The sequence below is a fragment of the Streptomyces albiaxialis genome, assembly GCF_039530985.1.
Taxonomy (GTDB): Bacteria; Actinomycetota; Actinomycetes; order Streptomycetales; family Streptomycetaceae; genus Streptomyces; species Streptomyces albiaxialis.
This window is the reverse complement of record NZ_BAAAPE010000009.1, coordinates 287,814-310,715: the sequence shown is the minus strand read 5'-3', so window position 1 is coordinate 310,715 and position 22,902 is coordinate 287,814. Positions and strand designations below refer to the sequence as shown.

Annotated in this window: 19 protein-coding genes; 8 read left to right on the top strand and 11 right to left on the bottom strand. The window is 73.6% G+C overall.

What is annotated here, in order from left to right; genetic code table 11:
• The first annotated feature begins 391 nt into the window (after positions 1-391).
• Entirely contained in the window at positions 392-1,462 is a 1,071-nt protein-coding gene (locus ABD343_RS19480; RefSeq protein ID WP_344529858.1) for a S1 family peptidase, read from the top strand.
• Positions 1,463-1,575: 113 nt separating this feature from the next.
• On the opposite strand, the gene ABD343_RS19475 is transcribed toward ABD343_RS19480, so the two are convergent.
• Both ABD343_RS19475 and ABD343_RS19470 read right to left on the bottom strand, forming a co-directional pair.
• Positions 1,576-2,601 carry an aspartate-semialdehyde dehydrogenase gene (locus tag ABD343_RS19475; RefSeq protein WP_344529856.1) on the bottom strand — a complete coding sequence of 342 codons (1,026 nt, stop codon included), beginning with the start codon at positions 2,599-2,601 and terminating at the stop codon, positions 1,576-1,578.
• A 224-nt stretch (positions 2,602-2,825) separates the two neighbouring features.
• Positions 2,826-3,458, bottom strand: coding sequence for a TetR family transcriptional regulator (locus ABD343_RS19470; protein WP_344529854.1), 633 nt, complete (start codon positions 3,456-3,458; stop codon positions 2,826-2,828).
• A gap of 128 nt (positions 3,459-3,586) precedes the next feature.
• Between ABD343_RS19470 and ABD343_RS19465 the strand changes: the two genes are divergently transcribed.
• The 3 genes from ABD343_RS19465 (at position 3,587) to ABD343_RS19455 (ending at position 9,318) form a co-directional block, all read left to right on the top strand.
• Entirely contained in the window at positions 3,587-4,357 is a 771-nt protein-coding gene (locus ABD343_RS19465) for an SDR family NAD(P)-dependent oxidoreductase (protein ID WP_344529852.1), read from the top strand.
• Positions 4,358-4,879: 522 nt separating this feature from the next.
• Positions 4,880-8,323: a DNA polymerase III subunit alpha gene (locus ABD343_RS19460; RefSeq protein ID WP_344529850.1), complete on the top strand. Its 3,444-nt coding sequence runs from the start codon at positions 4,880-4,882 to the stop codon at positions 8,321-8,323.
• Entirely contained in the window at positions 8,320-9,318 is a 999-nt protein-coding gene (locus tag ABD343_RS19455; protein ID WP_344529848.1) for a DNA polymerase Y family protein, read from the top strand. Before ABD343_RS19460 ends, ABD343_RS19455 begins: the two co-directional genes overlap by 4 nt.
• 44 nt (positions 9,319-9,362) lie before the next feature.
• Here ABD343_RS19455 and ABD343_RS19450 read toward each other — a convergent pair whose 3' ends face one another.
• Positions 9,363-9,941, bottom strand: coding sequence for a TetR/AcrR family transcriptional regulator (locus tag ABD343_RS19450; RefSeq protein WP_344529846.1), 579 nt, complete (start codon positions 9,939-9,941; stop codon positions 9,363-9,365).
• A gap of 57 nt (positions 9,942-9,998) precedes the next feature.
• Between ABD343_RS19450 and ABD343_RS19445 the strand changes: the two genes are divergently transcribed.
• A complete protein-coding gene (locus ABD343_RS19445; RefSeq protein ID WP_344529844.1) occupies positions 9,999-10,889 on the top strand; it encodes an NmrA/HSCARG family protein in 891 nt (296 codons plus the stop codon).
• On the opposite strand, the gene ABD343_RS19440 is transcribed toward ABD343_RS19445, so the two are convergent.
• The 4 genes from ABD343_RS19440 to ABD343_RS19425 form a co-directional block, all read right to left on the bottom strand.
• Complete coding sequence (locus tag ABD343_RS19440; protein WP_344529986.1) at positions 10,879-11,715, bottom strand: maleylpyruvate isomerase family mycothiol-dependent enzyme; 837 nt, start codon at positions 11,713-11,715, stop codon at positions 10,879-10,881. The genes ABD343_RS19445 and ABD343_RS19440 overlap by 11 nt on opposite strands.
• Positions 11,716-11,769: 54 nt before the next feature.
• On the bottom strand, positions 11,770-12,816 hold the full coding sequence (locus ABD343_RS19435) for a S66 family peptidase (RefSeq protein WP_344529842.1): 1,047 nt from the start codon (positions 12,814-12,816) through the stop codon (positions 11,770-11,772).
• 226 nt (positions 12,817-13,042) lie between these two features.
• On the bottom strand, positions 13,043-15,322 hold the full coding sequence (locus ABD343_RS19430; RefSeq protein WP_344529840.1) for a heavy metal translocating P-type ATPase: 2,280 nt from the start codon (positions 15,320-15,322) through the stop codon (positions 13,043-13,045).
• A gap of 95 nt (positions 15,323-15,417) precedes the next feature.
• Complete coding sequence (locus ABD343_RS19425; protein WP_344529838.1) at positions 15,418-15,732, bottom strand: heavy-metal-associated domain-containing protein; 315 nt, start codon at positions 15,730-15,732, stop codon at positions 15,418-15,420.
• A gap of 194 nt (positions 15,733-15,926) precedes the next feature.
• On the opposite strand from ABD343_RS19425, the gene ABD343_RS19420 reads away from it, so the two are divergent.
• Entirely contained in the window at positions 15,927-16,874 is a 948-nt protein-coding gene (locus ABD343_RS19420) for a hypothetical protein (RefSeq protein ID WP_344529836.1), read from the top strand.
• An 88-nt stretch (positions 16,875-16,962) separates the two neighbouring features.
• Positions 16,963-17,823, top strand: a complete 861-nt coding sequence (locus tag ABD343_RS19415; protein WP_344529834.1) for an esterase/lipase family protein — start codon at positions 16,963-16,965, stop codon at positions 17,821-17,823.
• A gap of 13 nt (positions 17,824-17,836) precedes the next feature.
• Here the strand turns inward: ABD343_RS19415 and ABD343_RS19410 are convergent, their stop codons facing one another.
• The 3 genes from ABD343_RS19410 to ABD343_RS19400 all read right to left on the bottom strand — a co-directional run bounded on the left by ABD343_RS19410 (position 17,837) and on the right by ABD343_RS19400 (position 20,424).
• Complete coding sequence (locus ABD343_RS19410) at positions 17,837-18,487, bottom strand: pyridoxamine 5'-phosphate oxidase family protein (RefSeq protein ID WP_344529832.1); 651 nt, start codon at positions 18,485-18,487, stop codon at positions 17,837-17,839.
• A 109-nt stretch (positions 18,488-18,596) separates the two neighbouring features.
• A complete protein-coding gene (locus ABD343_RS19405; RefSeq protein ID WP_344529830.1) occupies positions 18,597-19,544 on the bottom strand; it encodes a lytic polysaccharide monooxygenase in 948 nt (315 codons plus the stop codon).
• A gap of 304 nt (positions 19,545-19,848) precedes the next feature.
• Positions 19,849-20,424, bottom strand: coding sequence for a DoxX family protein (locus tag ABD343_RS19400; protein ID WP_344529828.1), 576 nt, complete (start codon positions 20,422-20,424; stop codon positions 19,849-19,851).
• A gap of 274 nt (positions 20,425-20,698) precedes the next feature.
• On the opposite strand from ABD343_RS19400, the gene ABD343_RS19395 reads away from it, so the two are divergent.
• Positions 20,699-21,895, top strand: a complete 1,197-nt coding sequence (locus ABD343_RS19395) for a MarP family serine protease (protein WP_344529826.1) — start codon at positions 20,699-20,701, stop codon at positions 21,893-21,895.
• Between the two features lie 60 nt (positions 21,896-21,955).
• Here the strand turns inward: ABD343_RS19395 and ABD343_RS19390 are convergent, their stop codons facing one another.
• The gene (locus tag ABD343_RS19390; protein WP_344529824.1) at positions 21,956-22,894 is read right to left on the bottom strand and encodes a GNAT family N-acetyltransferase; all 939 of its coding nucleotides are present in this window, start codon (positions 22,892-22,894) and stop codon (positions 21,956-21,958) included.
• Between the last annotated feature and the right edge of the window lie 8 nt (positions 22,895-22,902).

The following is a 22,902-nucleotide window of genomic DNA, read 5'->3' as shown; positions in this document are numbered from 1 at the left end:
GGAACCCCCGGACACCGTCCGGGGGTTCCGTGTCGTGGTTCCGCGCCGGTTTCCGCGCCGGTTCCGTGTTCCGGTACCGGAGGGACGTTATCCGGACAGGTGTACTCCTTACGTGGGGAGCACACGGCGTCGCCCCGCGTGTCCGACCGGGAACGCGCGACGGCACGACGTGCGCGGGGAGTTGCGGATGCGGCGTGCGGGGCGGGGAGGGAGTCCCGGGGCGGATGACGCGATCTGGGGGGTTGTGTGTTAACCGACGTTCTCGCAATACTCGGCGCCACGAGTTGGCATGGACGCGACTTCTTCTTGGGAATGAAGTGTGTGTCCGTACTTCCTCCGGGACCGGTCTTCCACCCTCTGCCGGGCCCAACCCCCCACAGGAGGTAAAGAGTTGAGAGAGCACAAGATATCCAAGCGGCGCGTCGCCATCGCGGGTGCGGCCGTCGCGGCCCTCGCCGCCGGAACCCTCACCATCACCACGGCCAACGCCTCTGAGGACTCCCCCACTCCGAAGAGCCTGTCGTCCGCCTCGGCCTCCAAGCTGGCCACCTCGCTCCAGAAGGACCTCAAGGGCGACGCGGGCGCGTACTACGACGCCAAGGCCAAGCAGCTCGTCGTGAACGTGACCGACGACGACGCCAAGGCCAAGGCCGAGGCGGCGGGCGCCAAGGCCCGGGTCGTCGAGCACACCCTGGCGCAGCTCGGCACGGTCAAGGACGCCCTCACCGAGAAGGACGTCACGGGCACCGCCCGCGCGGTCGACGTGAAGACCAACAAGGTCGTCGTCACCGCCGACAAGACCGTGAAGGGCGCGAAGCTCGCCCAGCTCAAGAAGCAGATCAAGGCCCAGGGCGGCAAGGCCGAACTGAAGCAGACCGCGGGCAAGTTCACCACCAAGATCGCCGGTGGCGACGCGATCTGGGGCGACGGCGGCCGCTGCTCGCTGGGCTTCAACGTCACGAAGGACGGCAAGGCCGGCTTCCTGACGGCGGGCCACTGCACCACCGCGATCAAGAGCTGGTCGGACAAGGAGGGCGGGGAGGCCATCGCCGAGAGCGGCGACGGCAAGTTCCCGGGCGCCGACTACGGCATCGCCATGTACTCCGGCGAGACCGAGCACCCGAGCGAGGTCAACCTCTACAACGGCAGCACCCAGAAGATCTCGGGCGCGGCCGAGGCCGAGGTCGGCCAGAAGGTGCAGCGGAGCGGCAGCACCACGCAGCTCCACGACGGCACGGTCAAGGCCGTCGACGCCTCCGTCTCCTACCCGGAGGGCACCGTCGACGGGCTGATCCAGACCGACGTCTGCGCCGAGCCCGGTGACAGCGGCGGCTCGCTCTTCGCCGAGGACAAGGCGCTCGGCGTGACCTCCGGCGGCAGCGGCGACTGCTCCTCGGGCGGCGAGACCTACTTCCAGCCCGCGACCACCGCGCTGGACGCCCTGGGCGCCCAGATCGGCTGACCCGACCGGTCGGCCGGTCCTGCGCGGACCGAGCGACAACCCCCCACACAGCGGAACCCCCGGACACCGTCCGGGGGTTCCGTGTGCGCCGCGCTCCGCTCAGGGAGCGGCGGTCACTTCTCGGCCGCGACCAGCTCCGCGATCTGCACGGCGTTCAGCGCCGCGCCCTTGCGGAGGTTGTCGTTGGAGAGGAACAGCGCGAGGCCGTTCTCCGCGGTCTCGTCGCCGCGGATACGGCCGACGTAGCTCGCGTCCTTGCCCGCCGCCTGGAGCGGGGTCGGGATGTCGGACAGCTCCACGCCCGGCGCCGAGCCGAGCAGCTCACGGGCGCGCCCGGGGCTGAGCGGGCGCGCGAAGCGGGCGTTGACCTGGAGGGAGTGGCCGGTGAAGACGGGCACGCGCACGCAGGTGCCGGAGACCTTGAGGCCGGGAATGTCGAGGATCTTGCGGCTCTCGTTGCGGAGCTTCTGCTCCTCGTCCGTCTCGTCCAGCCCGTCGTCGACGATCGAGCCCGCGAGCGGCAGCGCGTTGAAGGCGATGGGGCGCTTGAACTTGTCCGGCTCCGGGAAGTCGACGGCGTCCCCGTCGAAGGCCAGCCGCGCCGCGTCGCCCTCGACGGCCTTGCGCACCTGGCCGTCCAGCTCGGCGACGCCGGCGAGGCCGCTGCCGGAGACCGCCTGGTAGGTGGCGACGACCAGGGCCGTCAGCCCCGCCTCGTCGTGCAGCGGGCGCAGCACCGGCATCGCGGCCATGGTGGTGCAGTTCGGGTTGGCGATGATGCCCTTGGGGCGGTTGCGGGCCGCGTCCGGGTTCACCTCGGAGACGACCAGCGGCACCTCGGGGTCCATCCGCCAGGCCGAGGAGTTGTCGATCACGACGGGGCCCTGGGCGGCGACCTTCTCGGCGAGGGCCTTCGAGGTCGCGCCGCCCGCGGAGAACAGGACGATGTCCAGCCCGGAGTAGTCGGCGGTGGCCGCGTCCTCGACGGTCACCTCGCCGTCCTTCCAGGGCAGGGCCCGCCCGGCGGAACGCGCCGAGGCGAACAGCCGCAGCTCGTCGACCGGGAATTCCCGCTCGGCCAGAATCTCGCGCATCACGCTGCCGACCTGACCCGTGGCTCCGACGATCCCGATCTTCATGGGGCTCCTTCACTGATGCCTGTGCGCTGCGCTGTGCCTGTGCGCTTGTCCATGTGCCCCTCTACCCTGCCTGGTCCCTCGCACGGGGGGCCAATTCTTTGACTTCGGTCACATGAGGGCTGATCACGGGATGCCCCGTGCGGCGCGATGCAGGGTGCGGTCGTGCGGTCGCGTTGTGGTTGCCCGCGCAGTTCCCCGCGCCCCTGGAGGGCGCCCCCTTCTTCTTAGGCGCGAGGGACGTTCAGGCCCGCCGTCAGTTTTCGCAGGCACCGGACGGCCGTTTCCGCGGGGGCGTTCGTGGTGTCGTCATCCGTGGCGGCCCAGGTCTCCACGGAGATCCGCATCGCGGAGTTCGCCGCGGCGGCGAGCAGCCGTACGTCCAGGGGGTCGGTGTCCTCGCGGGCCAGCGCCGTCAGCACCGGGACGAGCGACTCCTCGGTGGTGGCGTGGACGCGGTGCCAGACCGAGCGCAGGCCCGGGTCGCCCGGCACGGCGCGCAGCAGTCCGCGGGTGCGGTGGAGGGCCTCGGCCTCCGCCTCGCCCTCGGGGGTGAGCGCCCTGCGGACGGCCCGCTCCAGGGCCTCGGTGACCGGCAGCTCGCCGGGCGCGGCGGCGAGGTCCTTCAGCCAGCGCCGGACGCCGCCCGCGAGGAGCGGGGTGACGGCCTCCTCCTTGGTGCGGAAGTACCGGTAGAAGGTGCGCAGCGAGACCCCGGCGGCGCGCGCGATGTCCTCGGCCGTGACACCTGCGGCGCCGTGCTCGGCGAACAGGTCGGCGGCGCAGCGGGCGATCTCCCACTCGGTCTCGGCCTTGCGCCGCTCGGTGAGGGTGGGGCCGTGAGGAGCACGTGCGGACATAGGGGACAGCGTACGTCAGGGGAGAGGCAAGCCTGCGTACTGCGCCATCGTGGCACGTTGTGCCATCCAGGCGTACGGTGGACGGTGAACCCTCGGGGCACAGACCTCCCGGAAAAGGAGCACCACCCATGACACTCCCTCGCTTCGAAGGCCGCCGCGTCCTCGTCACCGGCGGCGGATCCGGCATCGGCCAGGCCACCGTGGCGCGGCTGCTGGACGAGGGCGGCACCGTCGTCGCCGCCGACATCGCCGAGCCGGGCCTGGAGAAGACCCGCGAGGCCGCCGTCGCGGCGGGGACCGACGGCCGCCTCACCGCGGTCACCGTGGACATCGCGGACGAGGCGTCCGTGCGGGACGCGGTCGGCGGCGCCATCGAGGGCCTCGGCGGCCTGGACGTCCTGGTCAACGCCGCGGGGATCCTGGACTCCGCGCACACCGAGACCATGACCCTCGACTTCTGGAACCGGATACTCGGCGTCAATCTCACCGGGACCTTCCTGGTGACCCGCCAGGCGCTGCCCGCGCTGCTCGCCACCGGCGCGGGCGTGATCGTGAACTTCAGCTCGACCTCGGCGAGCTTCGCGCACCCCTACATGGCGGCGTACGCCGCGACCAAGGGCGGCATCCAGTCCTTCACGCACGCCATCGCGTCCGAGTACAGCAAGCAGGGCCTGCGCGCGGTCTGCGTCGCGCCCGGCTCCATCGCCTCCGGCATGACGCACAACCCGGGGCTGCCGGACGACACGGACTACGGCCTGATCGCCAAGCTGACCCCGGCCCTCGGCAAGGGCTTCGCCGGGCCCGAGACCGTCGCGGGCGCCATCGCCATGCTCGCCTCCGACGACGGCGCGTTCATCACCGGCACCGAGCTGCGGATCGACGGCGGTACGCACATGTGAGCCGACCGCGTTCCGGGCAGGGGCCCTCGAGGTCTCGCCCCTTGAGGTCTCGTCGCGGACCGCGGGCGCGCTGTGGCTTGGCGCGTCCTGAGCGCCCTGAAGGGGCGCGGGGAACTGCGCGGGCAACGGCGAAGCAGCCGCAGTCCGCGACGCGCAGGTCGGGGCAGCCCCTTCCCGGAAGCCGCGGCAGAGGGTACGCCTGATCCCGGCGCCCCCACAGGCTCGCCCGCGACCTGTACGAGCGCTTCTTCGCCCGGGCCCGCGAGGACGGCCGTACGGCCGTCAAGGCCATCACCTCCCCGGTCAACACCCGCTCGATCGCCTTCCACGAGGCGATGGGCTTCACCGCCTCGGCCCCGGTCGCCGACTACGACGGCCCGTCGCTGGACCGCGTGGTCTTCCGCCGGGAGCTGTGAGCCGGGACGCTCCCGCCCCGCCATTCGAATAAAAGTTCGATGGCTGGTTTATGGTGGTCCTCAGAGAACGGGAGGGGGCTGACGTGGCGGGAGGTGCTGACGACCGGTGGCCGGTTTTGTGCACCTGCACGTCGCCTCCGGCTTCTCCGCGCGGTACGGCGCCTCGCACCCCGAGACGCTCGCCGAGCGGGCGGCCGAGCGGGGGATGGAGGCGGTCGCGCTGACGGACCGGGACACCCTCGCGGGTGCCGTGCGCTTCGCCAAGGCGAGCGCGCGGGCCGGGGTGCGCCCGGTGTACGGCGTGGAGCTGGCCGTCGGGCAGCCGGAGGAGCGGCGCGGGGACGGGACCGTGCGGCGCAGGCGTACGCCGGTACGGGGCGGGGCTTTTGTCGATGAATCGGCACAGCGCGCCGTCTTCCTCGCCCGGGACGGCGCCCGCGGCTGGGCCGAGCTGTGCCGGATGGTGACCGCCGCGCACGCCGGGCGGGAGGGCGTCGGGCGGGAGGGCGAGCGCCCGCTGCTGCCGTGGGCCGAGGCCCACGGGGACGGGCTGACCGTGCTGCTCGGCGCCGGTTCCGACGTGGGCCGCGCGCTCGCCGCCGGGCGGCCCGACCGCGCGGCCCGGCTGCTGACCGCGTGGCGGGACGTGTTCGGCGACGACCTGCGCCTCGCCGTCGACGGCTCCGGGCCGCTGCGCGAGGCGGCGCGCGCCCTGGGCCTCGCCGCGCAGGAGGGCGTCAAGCCCGTACTCACCAACGCCGTGCGCTACGCCGACCCGGGCCAGGGCCCCGTCGCCGACGTGCTGGACGCCGCCCGCCGCCTCGTCCCCATCGATCCGCGCCGGGGGCTCGACAGCGGCGAGCGCTGGCTGAAGGGCCCGGCGGAGATGGCCGCCGTCGCCGAACGGGCCGCGGAGGCCGCCGGATACCGGCGGAACACCGCGCACCGGCTGCTCGACCTCACCCAGGAGACCGCCGCCGCGTGCCGCGTGGACCAGGGCGACGACCTCGGCATCGGCAGCGTCCACTTCCCCGAGCCCTGGCTGACCGGCACGGCCGGGCGCACCGCCGCGCGCGAGCTGCGCTCGCGCTGCGCCGCCGGGATGGTCGCCCGCCGGTACGAGCGCGACGGGCGGCGCTGGCGGCGCCTGGAGCACGAGCTGGGGATCATCGAGGAGCTGGGCTTCTCCTCGTACTTCCTCACCGTCGCGCGCGTCGTCCAGGACGTGAAGGAGCTGGGGATCAGGGTCGCGGCGCGCGGCTCGGGCGCCGGGTCCTTCGTCGTCCATCTGCTGGGCGTCGCGCAGGCCGATCCCGTCGCGCACGGGCTGCTGATGGAGCGCTTCCTCTCGCCGCGCAGGGCGGCGCTCCCGGACATCGACATCGACGTCGAGTCGGCCCGCCGGCTGGAGGTCTACCGCGCGATCTTCGACCGGTTCGGCGAGGAGCGGGTCGCCACCGTCGCCATGCCCGAGACCTACCGGGTGCGGCACGCGATCCGCGACGTGGGCGCCGCGCTCGGCATGGACCCGGCCGAGACCGACCGGCTCGCCAAGGCGTTCCCGCACATCAGGGCGAAGGACGCGCGCGCCGCGCTCGCCGAGCTGCCGGAGCTGAGGGACGTACGGGAGGAGACTCACGGGCCGCGCTTCTGGGACCTGGTCGAGGGGCTGGACGGGCTGCCGCGCGGTGTGGCCATGCACCCGTGCGGGGTGCTGCTCTCGGACGCCTCGCTGCGCGCCCGTACGCCCGTGGTGCCGACGAGCGGGGAGGGCTTCGCGATGTCCCAGTTCGACAAGGAGGACGTCGAGGACCTGGGGCTGCTCAAGCTCGACGTGCTGGGCGTGCGGATGCAGTCGGCCATGGCGTACGCGCTGGACGAGGTCGAGCGCGGGAGCGGCGAGCGCGTCGGCCTGGACGCGGTGCCGGAGGGCGACCCGGAGACGTACGAGCTGATCCGCTCCTCCGAGACGCTGGGCTGCTTCCAGATCGAGTCGCCGGGCCAGCGCGACCTGCTGGGGCGGCTCCAGCCGGAGAACTTCCACGACCTCGTCGTCGACATCTCGCTCTTCCGCCCCGGGCCCGTCGGCGGCGACATGGTGCGCCCGTTCATCGAGTCGCGGCACGGGCGGCGGGCCGCGCGCTATCCGCACCCGGACCTGGAGCCGGTGCTGCGCGAGACGCACGGGGTGGCGATCTTCCACGAGCAGGTGATCAGGATCCTCGCGGTGATGACCGGCTGCGACCGGGGCAAGGCCGACGAGGCGCGGCGCGTGCTGAAGGACGAGGAGGGGCGGGCCCGGGTCCGCGCCTGGTTCGGCACGGAGGCGGAACGGCGCGGCTATGCGCCCGACGTGATCGCCGCGACCTGGGAGATCGTCGAGTCCTTCGGCTCGTACGGCTTCTGCAAGGCGCACGCGGTCGCCTTCGCCGTGCCCACCTACCAGTCGGCGTGGCTGAAGGCGCACCACCCGGCGGCGTTCTACGCGGGGCTGCTGGAGCACGACCCGGGGATGTACCCGAAGCGGCTGCTGCTGGCGGACGCGCGGCGGCGCGGGGTGCCGGTGCTGCCGCTGGACGTGAACCGGTCCTCCGCGTCCTATCGGATCGAACTGGAGTCTGATTCTGGGCTGTGGGGCCTGCGCCTGGCCCTCTCCGAGGTGCAGGGCATCAGCGAGGCGGACGCCGCGCGCATCGAGGCCGGACAGCCCTACGGCTCGCTCGCCGACCTCTGGCGCCGGGCCCGCCCGCCCCGCCCCGTCGCCGAGGGTCTCGCGCGGGTCGGCGCGCTGGACGCCTTCGCGCCCGGCGGCAACCGGCGCGACCTGCTGCTGCACATCGCCGAACTGCACCGCGCCCAGCGCGCGTCGGGCGCGCGCGAGGGCCAGCTCGCGCTGGGCGAGTCGGGCCCCGCCGACCGCGCAGAGCCCGCCCACCTGCCCGACATGGACTCCGACGAGCGGCTCGGCGCCGAGATCGGCGTCCTCGGGCTGGACGCCTCCCGGCACCTGATGAGCGACCACCACGACTTCCTGCGGGAGCTGGGCGCGCACTCGGCCCGTACGCTGCGCGAGGCCCGGCACGGCGAGACCGTGCTGGTCGCGGGCGCCAAGGCCGCCACCCAGACGCCGCCGATCCCCTCCGGCAAGCGCGTCATCTTCACGACGCTGGACGACGGCACGGGTCTCGTCGACTGCGCCTTCTTCGAGGATTCGCACGCGGCCTGCGCCCACACCGTCTTCCACTCCTGGCTGCTGCTGGTGCGCGGCGTGGTGCAGCGGCGCGGCCCGCGCAGCCTCAGCGTCGTCGGCTCCGCCGCCTGGAACCTGGCCGAACTGGTCGAACTGCGCCGCACCGGCGGCCTCGACGCGGTCACCGAACGCCTCGCGGCGGCGCCGCCGGAATCGGCGGGGGAGGGCCCGGGCAGCCGCACCGTCGAGGTCGCGCCCGGCGTCCGCATGAACGCCTGGGCCGATCTGCGCACCCCCGGCGAGGACACCGCCAAGGGCGTCCGCAAGATGTGGCACTCCAGCCCGGGGAGCGCGGGATGACCGGCTCCGTCTCCAGCGGACCCGCCGTGCTCTACGTCCACTTCGGCGGCCCGGACGAGGAGACGTACCGGGAACTGCTCGCCCTGCTCGCCGACTTCACCCCCGTCGTCCAGGCCCTCCCGCCCGACGCCGCGCTCGCCGACGTCCGGGGCGCGCTGCGCTACTTCCGGCAGGACGCCGCCGGGCTCGCCCGCCTCGTACGGCTGCGCGCGGCGGCCCGCTACGGGACGGAGTGCACCATCGGCGTCGGCCCCAACCCGCTGCTCGCGCGGATGGCCGCGCACGACGGGGAGCCCGGGGGCGTACGGGAGGTGCGCGCCGAGGACACCGCGCGCTTCCTCGACCGCAAGCCCGTCGCCGCGCTGCACGGGGTCGGCCCCGCGACCGCCCGCACGCTCTGCTCGTACGGGCTGGACAGCGTCGGGCGCCTCGCCGCCGCGCCGCCCGCCACGCTCCAGCGGATCCTCGGCGCCTCGACGGCCCGACGGCTGGCGGAACGGGCGCGCGGGGACGACACGTCGCGGGTCGTCCCCTCGGCCCCGGCGCGCTCGGCGAGCGCCGAACACCGCTTCGGCCACGACGAGCTGGACGCGGAGCAGCGGCGGCGGGCGCTGCTCACACTCGCCGACGAGCTGGGCTTCCGGATGCGGACCGGACGGCAGGTCGCGCGCGGGCTGAGCCTCACCGTCCGCTACGCCGACCGCACGACCACGACGCGTACGCGCCGGCTGCCCGAGCCGACGGCGCACACCCCCGCGCTGACGCACGCCGCCTACGCGCTGCACGACGCGCTCGGCCTCCAGCGTGCCCGCGTACGGGCCGTCGCCCTGCGCGCCGAGGACCTCACGGCGGCCGAACTCGCCGCCCGCCAGCTCTCCTTCGACCCCCGCGAGGACCGGGCCCGCCGCGCGGAGGAGGCGGCGGACCGGGCCCGCGTCAGGTTCGGCGCGATGGCTGCGTATCCGGCGGGGGCCGTGGGGGCGATCGCGGCGTGAGGTCTGTGAGGCCCGTGAGCCCGTGAGCCCGTGAGTCCGAGTGCCTACGTGCCGTGCCGCAGACCGTCCATGATCACGGACAGCAGGTGGTCGGCCTGGCGCCGCGCGTCGGGCTCGCCCTCGGTGGCGTGGGCGACGGCGCTCACCAGCCGGAGCAGTTGGGGCATGGTGACGTCCGGGCGCACGGCACCGGCGCGCCGGGCCTGTGCCAGGAGCGGCGAGGCGGCCTCCAGGACTCGCTCCCCGCACGCGCGTCCGGGCCCTCCGGGCAGCGTCGCCGCGAGTGTCGCGGTCAGTCCCCGCTCGGAGCTGCCGTGCCGCACCAGCTCCCGGAGCCATGCGTCGAGGGCCTCGGCGGGAGGCGTCTCCGCGTCCTCGGCCAGCTCCCGAGCCCGCGCGCACAGCGCGGCGATCCGGTCCTCGTACAGCGCTTCCAGGAGCGCCTGCCGGGTGGGGAAGCGGCGGTAGAGCGTCGCGTTGCCGACGCCGGCCCGGCGGGCGACCTCGTCCAGCGGCGCGTCGACGCCCTGCTCGGTGAAGACCGTACGGGCGGCGGCGAGCAGCAGTTCGACGTTGCGGCGGGCGTCGGCGCGGAGGGGCCGCTGGTTGCCAAGTGGGGACACTCCCCGGATACTACCAACGGGGAAGTGGGGAAACTCCCCACTTGTGAGGAGGGGCTCATGACCACGACCGTGCTGGTGACCGGCGCCACCGGACAGCAGGGCGGCGCCACCGCCCGGCATCTGCTCGCCGCCGGATGGCACGTCCGGGCGCTGGTCCGGGACCCGGCGGCCCCGGCCGCCCGGGCGCTGGAGGCGGCGGGCGCCGAGCTGGCGCGCGGCGACATGGGCGACCGCCCGTCGCTGGACCGCGCACTGCGGGGCGCGTACGGCGCCTTCAGCGTCCAGCCCACCACGGGCACGCCCGGCGTGCCGCCGGACTTCACCGCCGACGACGAGGTCCGGCTGGGGACGCGGGTGGCCGAGGCGGCGGCGGAGGCCGGTGTCCGGCACCTCGTCTATGCCTCGGTCGGGGGCGCCGAGCGTGACCCGGGCATCCGGCGCTGGGAGACCAAGTGGCGGATCGAGCGCCGCATCGCCGCGCTCGGACTGCCCGCGACCGTGCTGCGGCCGGTCCGCTTCATGGAGAACCAGGCGGATCCGCGCCACGGCGTGGGGCGGGACGGGGTGCTGTCCGGCGTCTTCGAACCGGGGACGCCCGTCCAGCTCATCGCCGCCGACGACATCGGCGCGTTCGCCGCGCTCGCCCTCGCCGACCCCGACCACTATGTGGGGCGTGCGCTCGAACTGGCCGGGGACGAGCTGACGATGCCGCGGGTCGCCGCCGCCATCGGCGAGGCGACGGGCCGGGACGTGCGCTACCGACCGGTCTCCCGCGAGGACCTGGCCGACGGCGACCCCGACGGCCCTCCGGCCTACGACTTCGCGAACGGCGCAGGCGGCTGGCGGGCCGACATCCCGATGCTCCGGCGGCTGCTCCCCGCCCTGAAGGACTTCCGCACCTGGCTGCGGGAGGGAGGACCGGGAAGGTTCGCGGCGCTCAGCGGATGATCGAGACGATCTCGCAGACGGCTGTGGTGAGGCGCGGGTCGCCGTCCGTACGGGCGCGGGCCCGGGCCTCGGCGGGCTCGATGCCGCGGGTGCACAGCCGCCAGGCGGTCCCGGCGTCCAGCTCGACGCGCGCTGCGGGGTCGTCCGTGGGCGGTGCGGCCAGCGTCCATCCGCTGTCATCAGCGGTGGCGTTCCAGGTACCGCCCGCCGGGCCCGGCACCGTCACCCGGATCCGGGTGCCCGGGGGCGCGGAGGTGGCGCGGAGGGTGTGGGGGAGGGCGCGGAAGAAGGTGTCCAGGACGACGGAGAGAGTGTGCGGTTCCTCGTCGGTGCCCCGGCCCGTCGCGTGCCGGATCTGCTGGCGGTGGGTCCAGAACTCGGTGAGGTCGCGGGCCCGGTCCAGCCACATCGGCGCCGGGTCCGCGCCCGCCCAGGAGACGCCCAGCGAGGGCGCGTCCGGGTCCGCCGCCTCGAAGAACCGCGCGACCTGGGCGCCCGCCGTCTCCAGCGCGTCGGTGAGGGAGGCGGGGGAGACCCGGGCGTGCGCGTCGACCCACTCCTGGTTGATCCGGTGGATGAACGCCTCCAGCGCCTCGCCGGGCTCGGGCGCCGGGCCCTCCTGGTGCCCGTCGCGGTCGCGGGCGAGTCGCCCGTAGAAGTCGCCGAGCAGATGCGCGGCCACGTCGCGCACGGTCCAGCCCGGCACGGCCTCCGCGCGCCACTCCTCGGGCCGGAGCGCGCGCAGGGTGGCCATCAGCGCCGCGTGCTCGGGTGCGAAGAGGGGGCCCGCGTCGATCGGCGGGCCGAGACGGGAGAGGTCCTTCATCGTCATCGCTCGCTCTCGGCATGTCGCTTCAGTACATCGCTTCGGTACGTCGGTTCAGTACGTCACGGTGATCCGCCGCTCCGGCGCGTCCACGCGCACCGTGCCGCCGTACGGGATCACCTGCTGCGGGTCGGTGTGGCCGAGGTCGACGTCGAGGACGGCGACCGTCTCCGGGGCGTACGTCTCCAGCGCGCGCAGCACGGCGGCGCGCTGCTCCTCGGCGTAACGGCGCTTCTCCTCCGGGCCGTTGGGGCGGTCGAAGAACCAGGCCTTGGGGCGGCCCATCAGCAGCGCGCCGAAGCGGGCCAGCATGCCGCGCTCGCCCATCGCGCGCAGGACGCGGGACACGTCGTGGGCGCTGGGCAGCTCCTCGGAGGTCTCCAGGAACAGCACCCGGCCCTCGTACGCGGCGGGGTCCGGCTCGATCTCGCGGTCCGCCATCAGCAGTCCGGAGAGCGTCTCCAGGTTCCCGCCCCAGGAGGCGCCCTCGACGGCGCGCGCGGGGCCGTGCCAACGCCAGCCGCCGCAGGGCTCGGTGGGCGGCTCGGCCTCGAAGGTCGCGGGGTCGTCCCAGGGCCGGTCCACGTCCCGGTACCGCTCGGCGGCCCGCAGCTCGTAGGGCCCGGGGGTGAACAGGGCCGCGCGCAGCGAGTCGGCGGTCAGCGGATGCATGGCGTACGGGCGGCCCAGCTCGGTCATCACGGAGGCCCCGTGGAAGCCGACGATGCCGAGGTTGCGGAGGAGGAGCAGCAGGTTGGTGTTGTCGCTGTAACCGAAGAAGGGCTTGGGATGGGCCCGCAGCAGCTCCCGGTCCAGGAAGGGCAGCACCGTGAGCTGGTCGTCGCCGCCGAGCGTGGCCATGACGGCCTTCACGGAGGGATCGGCGAACGCGGCGTGCAGATCGGCGGCGCGCTCGCGCGGCGTCGCGTCCGGCTTCCGGGTCGCCGGATACTCCACCGGCTCCAGCCCGAACTCCTCCCGCAGCCGCCGCAGCCCCAGCTCGTACGGGCGCGGCAGGACCCCCGCGAGGCCGGACGAGGGGGAGACGACGGCGACGCGGTCGCCGGGGGCGGGTTTGGGCGGATACGAGAGAGCGGTCATCCGCCGACGGTAGACGGGGAGGGCCGGGGCAGGGGAGTGATTTTCCGGGTCCGCCGGCGCCCCGTAAGGAGCGCGGGGAACTGCGCGCCCGGCCACGGCGACGCGGCAGCCTGCCGGGCACGCGCGGGGGCAGCCCGGGTGCAGCTCTTTCGGGCAGTGCCAGGAGGAAAAGCAAAGGGGGGCCCCAGGGGCCGAGCCCCGGGACCCACCCTTGCGAGGGAGACGATCAGTTGACCGCGGCCTGGAAACCTCGCAGGCGGAGGCTGTTGCCGACGACGAAGACCGAGGAGAAGGCCATCGCGGCCCCCGCGATCATCGGGTTGAGCAGGCCCGCCGCCGCCAGGGGCAGTGCCGCGACGTTGTAGGCGAAGGCCCAGAAGAGGTTGGACTTGATGGTGCCCAGCGTCCTGCGGGAGAGGCGGATGGCGTCCGCCGCCGCGCGCAGGTCGCCCCTCACCAGCGTGAGGTCGCCCGCCTCTATGGCCGCGTCGGTGCCGGTGCCCATCGCCAGGCCGAGGTCGGCCTGGGCGAGCGCCGCCGCGTCGTTGACGCCGTCGCCGACCATGGCCACCGAACGGCCCTCGTCCTGGAGCTTCTTGACGACGCTGACCTTGTCCTCGGGCATGACCTCGGCGATCACGTCCTCGGGCCCGATGCCGACCTCGGCGGCGACCGTCTCGGCCACGGCCCGGTTGTCGCCGGTCAGCAGCACGGGCCGCAGGCCCAGGCCGCGCAGCCGTTCGATGGCCTCGGCGCTGGTGGGCTTGACCGCGTCGGCGACCTCCAGCACGGCGCGGGCCTCGCCGTCCCAGGCGACCGCGATGGCCGTACGCCCGGCCTTCTCGGCGGCCAGCTTGGCCTCGGCCAGCTCCTCCGGGAGTTCCATCGCCCACTCCGCGAGCAGCTTCTCCCGGCCGACCAGCACCGCGTGGCCCTCGACGACGCCCTGGACGCCGAGCCCGGGGACGTTCGCGAAGTCCTCGGGGGTGGGCAGGGGACCGTACTTCTCGGCCGCGCCCTTGGCGACGGCCTGGGCGATGGGGTGCTCGGAGGCGTTCTCCAGCGCGCCCGCGAGCCTCAGGACCTCCTCCTCGGAGGTGCCCCCGGCGGTGTGCACGTCGAGCAGGGTCATGGTGCCGGTGGTGACGGTGCCGGTCTTGTCGAGCACGATGGTGTCGGCCTTGCGGGTGTTCTCCAGCACCTCGGGCCCCTTGATCAGGATGCCGAGCTGGGCGCCGCGACCGGTGCCGACCATCAGCGCGGTCGGCGTGGCCAGGCCCAGGGCGCAGGGGCAGGCGATGATCAGCACGGCCACGGCGGCGGTGAACGCGGCGGTCAGCCCCGCGCCGTTGCCCAGCCAGAAGCCGAGCGTCGCCAGCGCGAGTCCGATCACCACGGGCACGAAGACCCCGGAGATGCGGTCGGCGAGCCGCTGGGCCGCCGCCTTGCCGTTCTGCGCGTCCTCGACCAGCTTGGCCATCCGCGCGAGCTGGGTGTCGGCGCCGACCCGGGTGGCCTCGACCACGAGCCGTCCGCCCGCGTTGAGCGTCGCGCCCGTGACCGCGTCGCCCTCGCCGACCTCCACCGGCACGGACTCGCCGGTGAGCATGGAGGCGTCCACGGCGGAGCTGCCCTCGACGACCGTGCCGTCGGTGGCGATCTTCTCGCCGGGGCGGACGACGAAGCGGTCGCCGACCGCCAGCTCCTCGGTGCGGATCAGGACCTCGCGGCCGTCGCGCAGCACCGTGACTTCCTTGGCGCCCAGTTCGAGGAGGGCCTTGAGCGCGGCGCCCGCCTTCCGCTTGGAGCGGGCCTCGAAGTACCGCCCGGCCAGGATGAACGTGGTCACGCCCGCCGCGGCTTCCAGATAGATGTTGCCCGCGCCGTCGGTCCGCGCGATGGACAGCTCGAAGGGGTGGGTCATGCCGGGCTCGCCCGCCGTGCCGAAGAACAGCGCCCACAGTGACCAGAGCATCGCGGCCGAGGTGCCGACCGAGATCAGGGTGTCCATGGTGGCGGCGCCGTGCCGCGCGTTGGTCCAGGCGGCGCGGTGGAAGGGCCAGGCGCCCCAGACCACCACGGGCGCGGCCAGCGTGAGGGAGAGCCACTGCCAGTACTCGAACTGGAGGGCGGGGGCCATCGCCATCGCGATCACGGGGACGGAGAGGAGCAGCGAGCCGATCAGCCGCTGGCGCAGCGTCGCCAGCTCGGCGTCCTTGGCGTCCTCGGCCTCGCTCCCGCCGCCGCCCGCCGCGCCGTCGGTCTCCGTACGCGCGGGAGCGGGCGGCTCCGCGGTGTATCCGGTGGCCTCGACCGTGGCGATCAGGTCGTCCACCCCGACGCCGCCCTCGAAGCTGACCTTGGCCTTCTCGGTGGCGTAGTTGACGGTGGCGGTGACGCCCTCCATCCGGTTCAGCTTCTTCTCGATGCGGTTGGCGCACGAGGCGCAGGTCATGCCACCAATGGCGAGTTCGACCTCGGTGTTCTCGGGGGTGGTGACGGTCATCACTGCTCCTCGTGCTCAGGCATTCGCATGTGTATCAGGGAAAAGGGGGCGAGGGAGGGGCGGGGGCCGGGGCGACGGCCCCCGCCCCTCCCCGGTCAGGCCCGGCCGGTCAGCTCGTAACCCTCCTCGTCGAGCGCGGCGGCCACGGCCTTCTCGTCCGGCTCGGCGCCGGCGGTGACGGTGACCTCGCCGGCGGCGAGATCGACCTGGACGCCGGTGACGCCGGGCAGCGCGCCGAGGACCCGGGAGATGGTGGAGACGCAGTGGCCGCAGGTCATGCCGGACACCCGGTAGACGGCGGTCACGCCCTCGGCGGGGGCCGCGCCCGTGTCCGCGGAGTGGCAGCTTCCGTCGGGGGTGCAGCAGGAGCCCGTCGAGGCGGTGGTCGTGGCCGTGGTCGTTTCCGACATGGGATTTCCTCTCTGGAACTGAACGGATCAGGCGACCGGTCGATACCCTTGGGGGGTATCTCCAGCGCCCTTCCATGTATACCCCCGCCCCCTATTCGACGCAAGCCTCGCCCCCGCTTGAATTTATACCCCTAGGGGGTATGGTTACCTGGTGTGGCGGCCCGCACGGGGCGGAGCTGCCGAAGGGAGCCACCATGAACACCACGGGCAAGGTCACCGCCTTCGCCGTCGCGCTCGCCGCCGCCTTCGCGGGGGCGTACGGCATAGGGACGGCCGCGGAGCCGGTCGACCAGGAGCCGAAGGCGGAGGCTCACGACACGCACGCGGGGAAGAAGGACTCCGAGAGGGCCGGGGGAGAGAAGGGGGAGGGGAAGGGCGCGGCCGAACCACCCGGCGGCCTGCAGGTCTCCGACGGGGGGTACCGGCTCGATCTGCGGACCCCGCGCGTCTCCGCGGGCGAGAAGGAGAAGCTCCGCTTCACCGTGCGCGACGCGAAGGGCCGCGCCCTGAAGGCGTACGAGAAGGAGCAGACGAAGGAGCTGCACCTCGTCCTCGCCTCCCGCGACCTCGGCACGTACCGCCATCTCCACCCCGAGCGCGACAAGAGCGGGGAGTGGAGCGCGCGCACCGAGCTGCCGCGCAGCGGCGACTACCGGCTGTTCGCCGACTTCGTGCCGCGCGGCGCCGACGAGGGCCTCACCCTCGGCGCCGATCTCGCCGTCCGTGGCGAGTACGAGCCCGAGGCGCTCCCGGAGCCCTCCCGCACCGTCACCGTCGAGGACGGGTACCGCGTGAAGCTCGACGGCACACTCAAGGCCGGCCAGGAACGGAAACTCACGCTGAACGTGACCAAGGACGGCAAGCCCGTCTCCGGCGGCCTCCAGCCCTATCTCGGCGCCTCCGGGCACCTGGTCGCGCTCCGCGCGGGCGACCTCGGCTATCTGCACGTCCACCCCAGCGGCGCCTCGGGCTCGCGCGTCTCGTTCATGGCCACGGCGCCGACCGAGGGCGGCTACCGCCTCTTCCTCGACTTCAAGCACGGCGACGAGGTCCGCACGGCGGCCTTCACCGTCGGCGCGGGCGGCACGGCGAAGGCCGGGAGCAGTCACGAGGGTGAGGGTTCCGGCGGCCACGGGCACTGAACTCCGCGCGGTCCGGAGTATGGCCAACTTCCTTACTCGTGCGTAAGTTGACAGCGATTCAATAACGTCGTCCGCGAGGAGACGCACCATGAAGCTGTCACTGGAACGCGTACGCAGACCCGCGACCGCCGTGGCGGCGGCGGTCGCGGTGTCCTTCCTCCCCTTCACCGCCCCGTCCGCGACGGCCGCACAGGCCGACAGCAGCGGCTGGAACGACTACGACTGCGAGCCCTCCGCCGCGCACCCCCGCCCCGTCGTGCTCGTCCACGGCACGTTCGGCAACTCCGTCGACAACTGGCTCGGCCTCGCCCCGTACCTGGTCAAGCGCGGCTACTGCGTCTTCTCCCTGGACTACGGGCAGTTGCCGGGCAAGCCCTTCTTCCACGGGCTCGGCCCCATCGAGGAGTCCGCGAAGCAGCTCGACGCCTACGTCGACAAGGTGCTCGCCGCCACCGGCACCCGCGAGGTCGATCTCGTCGGCCACTCGCAGGGCGGGATGATGCCCCGCCAGTACCTCAAGTTCCACGGCGGCGCCGCCAAGGTCAACGCGCTCGTCGGCATCGCGCCCAGCAACCACGGCACCAGCCTCAGCGGACTCGCGAAGCTCGCCGACCAGTTCCCGCCCATCGGCGACGTCGTGGACGAGATCGGCCCCTCGCTGCTCCAGCAGAAGGAGGGCTCCGACTTCCTCAAGCGCCTCAACGAGGGCGGCGACACCGTGCCCGGCGTGAACTACACGGTCATCGCCACGAAATACGACGAGGTCGTGACCCCGTACAAGTCCCAGTTCCTGAACGGGCCGAACGTCAAGAACGTGCTGCTCCAGGACCTGTGCCCGGTCAACATCTCCGAGCACCTGGCCATCGGGCTCGCCGACCGCATGGCGTTCCACGAGACCGCCAACGCCCTGGACCCGGCGCACGCGACCCCGACGAAGTGCCTGTCGTGAACCGGTGCCGGGGTCAGTCCCGGTAGATCTGCTCGGCGTACTTCGCGCCGTAGTACTCCTCCAGGAACTCCAGCGAGTCCCCGGGGCGGTCGAGGGCCTTGGCCAGCCGGGCGCGGGAGGGCACCGCGTCCGGCGTCCAGGTCTCCGGCTCCCAGGCGCGCGAGCGCAGGAACGCCTTCGAGCAGTGGTGGAAGACCTCCTCGATCTCGACCACCAGCGCCAGCCCGGGGCGGTTGCGGCGGACGACCATGTCGTCGAAGAACGGGGCCTCGCGCAGCAGCCGGGCCCGGCCGTTGATGCGGAGCGTGTCGCCGCGCCCGGGCAGGAAGTAGATCAGTCCGACGTGCGGATTGCCCAGGATGTTACGGAAGCCGTCGGCCCGCTTGTTGCCCGGCCGTTCGGGCAGCGCGATCGTCGTGTCGTCCAGCACCTTGGTGAAGCCGGGCGGGTCGCCCTTCGGGGAGACGTCGCAGGAGCCGTCGGGCGCCGAGGTGGCGACGAGGCAGAACGGGGAGTGGGCCAGCCACTCGCGGTCCAGCGGATGCAGCGAGGCGCGCTCCTTCTCCCGCGCACGCCGGTTCGGCTCGCCGATCAGCTCGCGCAGCTCCGCCTCGCTGGTGACCTCGACTGCTCCGGCCAGCGCGTCCTGTGCCCGCTCCGACATGTGCGGCCCGCCTCTCGTCGCTCGTACGCCTGATCGTACGCCGCCGCCCCGCGCCCCCGAGGTGAAGGAAAGGGGGCGCGGGGCGGCGGAGCCTTCCGCGGAACGGGCGTCAGCCGCGGGCCTTCGCCGCGCGGCGGCGGGCCGAGGCGATCACGACGGCGCCGCCGAGGGCGACGACGGCCGCGCCGCCCATCGCGAGGGGCGCGGTGTTGTCGTCGCCACCGGTCTCGGCCAGCTTCTCCGAACCGCCGTTCGGCTTCGGCGCGTTGGCCTCGGAACCCTGGGCCTTCTCGTGGTTCGCGTGCTCACCGTGTCCGTCGCCGCCGTGTCCGTTGTGGTCCACGGTCGACTTCTCCATGCCCTTGTCGATCTGCGCGTCGCTCGGCTGCTCCGGCGCGGTCGCGGGGGTGGCGGCGGCGTTCTTGCCGCCGAAGGTCACGTCCGAGCAGGTGTAGAACGCCTCGGGGCTGTCGGAGCGCTGCCAGGTGCTGTAGATCAGGTGGCGGCCCGACTTCTTCGGGACGGTCCCGTCGAAGACGTAGCTGCCGTTGACGAGCTTCGGGTCCTTGACCGTGGCGAACGGCTTCGCCTCCAGGTCGGACCACTTCAGCGGCTTCGACGGGTCGTAGCTGTCCTTGGTGATGTAGAGGTCGAACGAGCCCTTGTGCGGGGCCGTCGCCTTGTACTTGAAGGTGTGCTTGCCCGCCTTCATCTTCGTCGCGGGCCAGTCCTTGCGCGGCAGGTCGAGGCCCTTGTACTTGTCGCGGCCCGCGCTGCACAGCTTCCCGTCCGGGATGATCTGCTGGTGCTTCCCGGCGGCGTCCGGGATGTTGACCTCGTTCCAGTCGTAGAACGCCTGCGTGCCGCTCGCCTTGACGGCGGCCTTGCACGCGGCGGACTGCGGGCTCTCGGGCCCCTCGGCGAAGCAGGCGGACACGCGGCTGACCGGGTCCTGCATCGATCCGTGCGCAGCGGCCGGGGTGGCGAGCGCCGTGGTGACGGCCAGCGGGGCGAAGCCCAGCGCGGCGATCCCTGCGGCCTTGCGGCGAACGGTCATTGGGGGGTCTCCTTCTCGACGGGGCAGGGCATGGGGGGTTCCGGACGGAGCGGATCCGGCCCGGTGCTCCCGCACGTTAGCCACGCCGAGCGACCGTTTCCTTCGCGGAAGAGCGATCCCGCCGATCCTTAGGGCTTGCTTAATCTCCGCCTAAGCGCCGAATAGGATCGCCGCCCGGAGCGGCCCGTCAGGGGCGCGGGGAACTGCGCGACAAGCCACGGGATATCCGCAGCCTGCGACGCACGAGCACGGGCAGCCCCTGCCCAGCACCGGCGAGTGGGCAGGGGCCTGCTCCTCGTAGGGGCTACGAGCGCATCAAGAGGACCACGGTCGCCGTGACGGCGGCCAAGGTCACGGCGAACACCCCATGGCTGACCCGGTGTTCACGCAGCACCGGCAACGCGCGGTCGACCGCGTACCGGCCCGGCCCTGTCAGGGCGAGAGCCCCCGCGGCAGCGGCGAGCACGAAGGCGTACTCGAAGCCGTCCGGCGAGAGGTAGCCGTCGTCCCAGGTGACCGCGATCGCGTTGATCATGGTGCCGAGCACCGCGGCACCGGCGAGCGGGGTGAGCAGGCCCAGCGCGAGGCCGAGCCCGCCGAGCGCCTCGGTGAGCCCGGCGACGACGGCCATGGCACCGGCGGAGGGATAGCCGACCGAGGCGAAGAACTGCTCGGTGCCGTCGAGCCCGTTGCCGTCGAACCAGCCGAAGAGCTTCTGCGTGCCGTGGGCGGCCAGGGACAGGCCGACCACGAGCCGGATGACCAGCAGCCCGGTGTCCAGACCGGTGCTGCTGTCGGCCGCCGGTGGTGCGGCGGCGCGCGAGCGGGGGGTGTGCGGAGAGGTGGGAGAGTCGCTGAGAGTGACGTCGGGGGAGTTCATTCGAGTCGGGCTCCCTGTGTCGGTGCGGCCCGCGCGCGTGGCGCTCTGGGGGGTTGCGGGCGGGACGCCGGGGGTGAAAGGGACGGTTTTCGCCTGGAGCCGGTGCGGGGACTTGGTTGAACCTTGTGCCGACCGTAGCGATTGGTCTGGACCTGCACAACGGTTCGCGTGCGTTCTGTCACAGACGGAACCGGCGAGGAGTGCCCGCGCGTTTTCTCCCCCGAACGGCCCTGTGGCCGGAACGTACGACAGTAGGGCGAAAGCGGGGGATCGTGTGAATCTGCTGGATCTCCTGATCCTTCTGGCCGTCGTGGCTTTCGCCGTCTCCGGTTTCCGGCGCGGCCTGGTCGCCGGGCTCGTCGCGTTCGCCGGGTTCATCGGCGGCGCCGTGCTCGGCGTGTGGATCCTGCCCTTCACGCTCGACCTGGTCGAGACGGGCACCACGGAGTCGACCGTCGTCGCACTGCTCACCGTCCTGGTGCCCGCGCTCGCCGGGCACGCCCTCGCCGACCGCCTTGCCTGGCTGCTGCGCCAGAAGCTGAGCTGGGGCCCGGTGCGCTGGGCGGACGGCGTCGGCGGCGCGGTCGTCAACGTGATCGCGGTGCTCGTCTTCGGCTGGATGGCGGGCAGCGCCCTGGCGGCCTCCCCCTCGCCCGCGCTCAACCAGGCCATAAGGGGCTCCGCCGTGCTGGAGGGCGTCCACGACCGGATGCCCGACCAGGCCGCCACCTGGTTCAACCGCGCCACGAGCGCGCTCACCACCGCCGGGTTCCCGCAGGTCTACGACCCGTTCCAGAGCGAGCCGGGCGGCGAGGCCCCCGAGCCCTCGGGCGACGCGGTCACCTCGGCGGCGACCTCGGCGGCCCAGCGCAGCACCGTCAAGGTCGAGGGCGTCGCCGACGTCGAGGGCGGCCAGCAGGGCCAGGAGGGCAGCGGCTTCGTCTACGCACGCGAGCGCGTGATGACCAACGCCCACGTCGTCGCCGGTGTCGACGAGCCCACCGTCCGCGTCGGCGGCACCGGACGTCAGTACGAGGCGCGGGTCGTCGTCTTCGACTCCGAGACCGATGTCGCGGTGCTCGCCGTGCCCGGCCTGACCGCGCCCGCGCTGCCGTTCGCGGGCGACGCCACCCGAGGCGACCAGGGTGTGGTCGCGGGATACCCGGAGAACGGCGGCCTGGACCTGCGCGCCGCCGCCGTCGCCGAGCGCACCCGCGCCAGAGGCCAGGACATCTACGGGGACGAGCTGACCACCCGCGACATCTACGCGCTGCGCTCCAAGGTCCGCCCCGGCAACTCCGGCGGCCCCCTGCTCACCACCGACGGCAAGGTCTACGGCCTGATCTTCGCCCGCTCCACGAGCGACGCGGGGACGGGATACGCACTGACCGCCGACCAGGTCCGCGACCAGGCGCGGCGCGGCGCACAGGCGACGGCGCCGGTGGACACGGGCAACAGGTCGGCGCTGTAGCCCAGCCGGGCGCCGGGGCCGGGACGTCGGCCCAGCCGGTAGCCGGGGCGCCCCGGCCCCTCAGCCGCTCAGGACCTTGACGCACCGCCACTGCCCGGCCGCCGGCGTGTAGCCGAAGCCCCGGTTCACCGCCAGCATCGGGGCGTTCGTCGCGTCGTTGCCCGTGAAGGCGTGCCGGAACCCGGCCGCGCGGGCGCGGAGCAGCGAGTCCAGCTTGGCGAGCCGGGCCAGCCCGCGCCCCCGGAACGCCCGGCGGGTGCCGGTCATCCCCGACCAGTACCGCTCCCGGCCGTCCGTCTGCGCCACGCTGTACGCCGCGACCTCGTCGCCGGACAGCGCCACGCTCGTCAGCGCCGGGTCGAAGTCGGGCCGCCGCCAGTTGAGCCGCAGCCAGTCCTCGTACGGCATCGCGCCCGCCCCGGCCCCGCCGGGCTCGTCGGCGGAGCACTCCAGGTCCGCCTCGTACAGCGGGCGCAGGTCCTCGCCGAAGTCCGCCGCCGTGCGCAGCGTGACGCCCGGCGGCAGCGGAGCGGGCAGCGGCGGCAGCGCGGCACGGACCAGGTCGAGGCCGAGGAAGCGGGCCGCGCGGCGGCGCGCGTACCCCCTGCGCTCGGCGAACGCCCTCGCGCGCGGCTCGTCCCGTACCCAGGCGTGCGCCCGTACGGCGCCGATCTCCGCGAGACGTGCCTCGCCCGCCGTGACCAGCGCGGCACCCACGCCGCGCCCCCTGTGGTCCGGCGGGACGGCCGCGTGGAGGAACCCCTCGCCGCGCCGGGCGCTCCCGGCCACGAGCCCCGTGTCCGCGCAGCCCAGCAGCGTGCCGCCCGGGGCCTCGGCGACCAGCAGGCGCAGCCGCTGCGAGGCCGGGGACGAGGCCACCTTCCACAGCAGGGCCTCGACCGTGGTCACCAGATAGGGCTCGGCCGCGCGCCGGATCGCCGTCACGGCCCCCGCGTCCTCCGGCCGGAAGGGACGCACGGCCGGTCTCGTCACAGTCATGCGCCCGG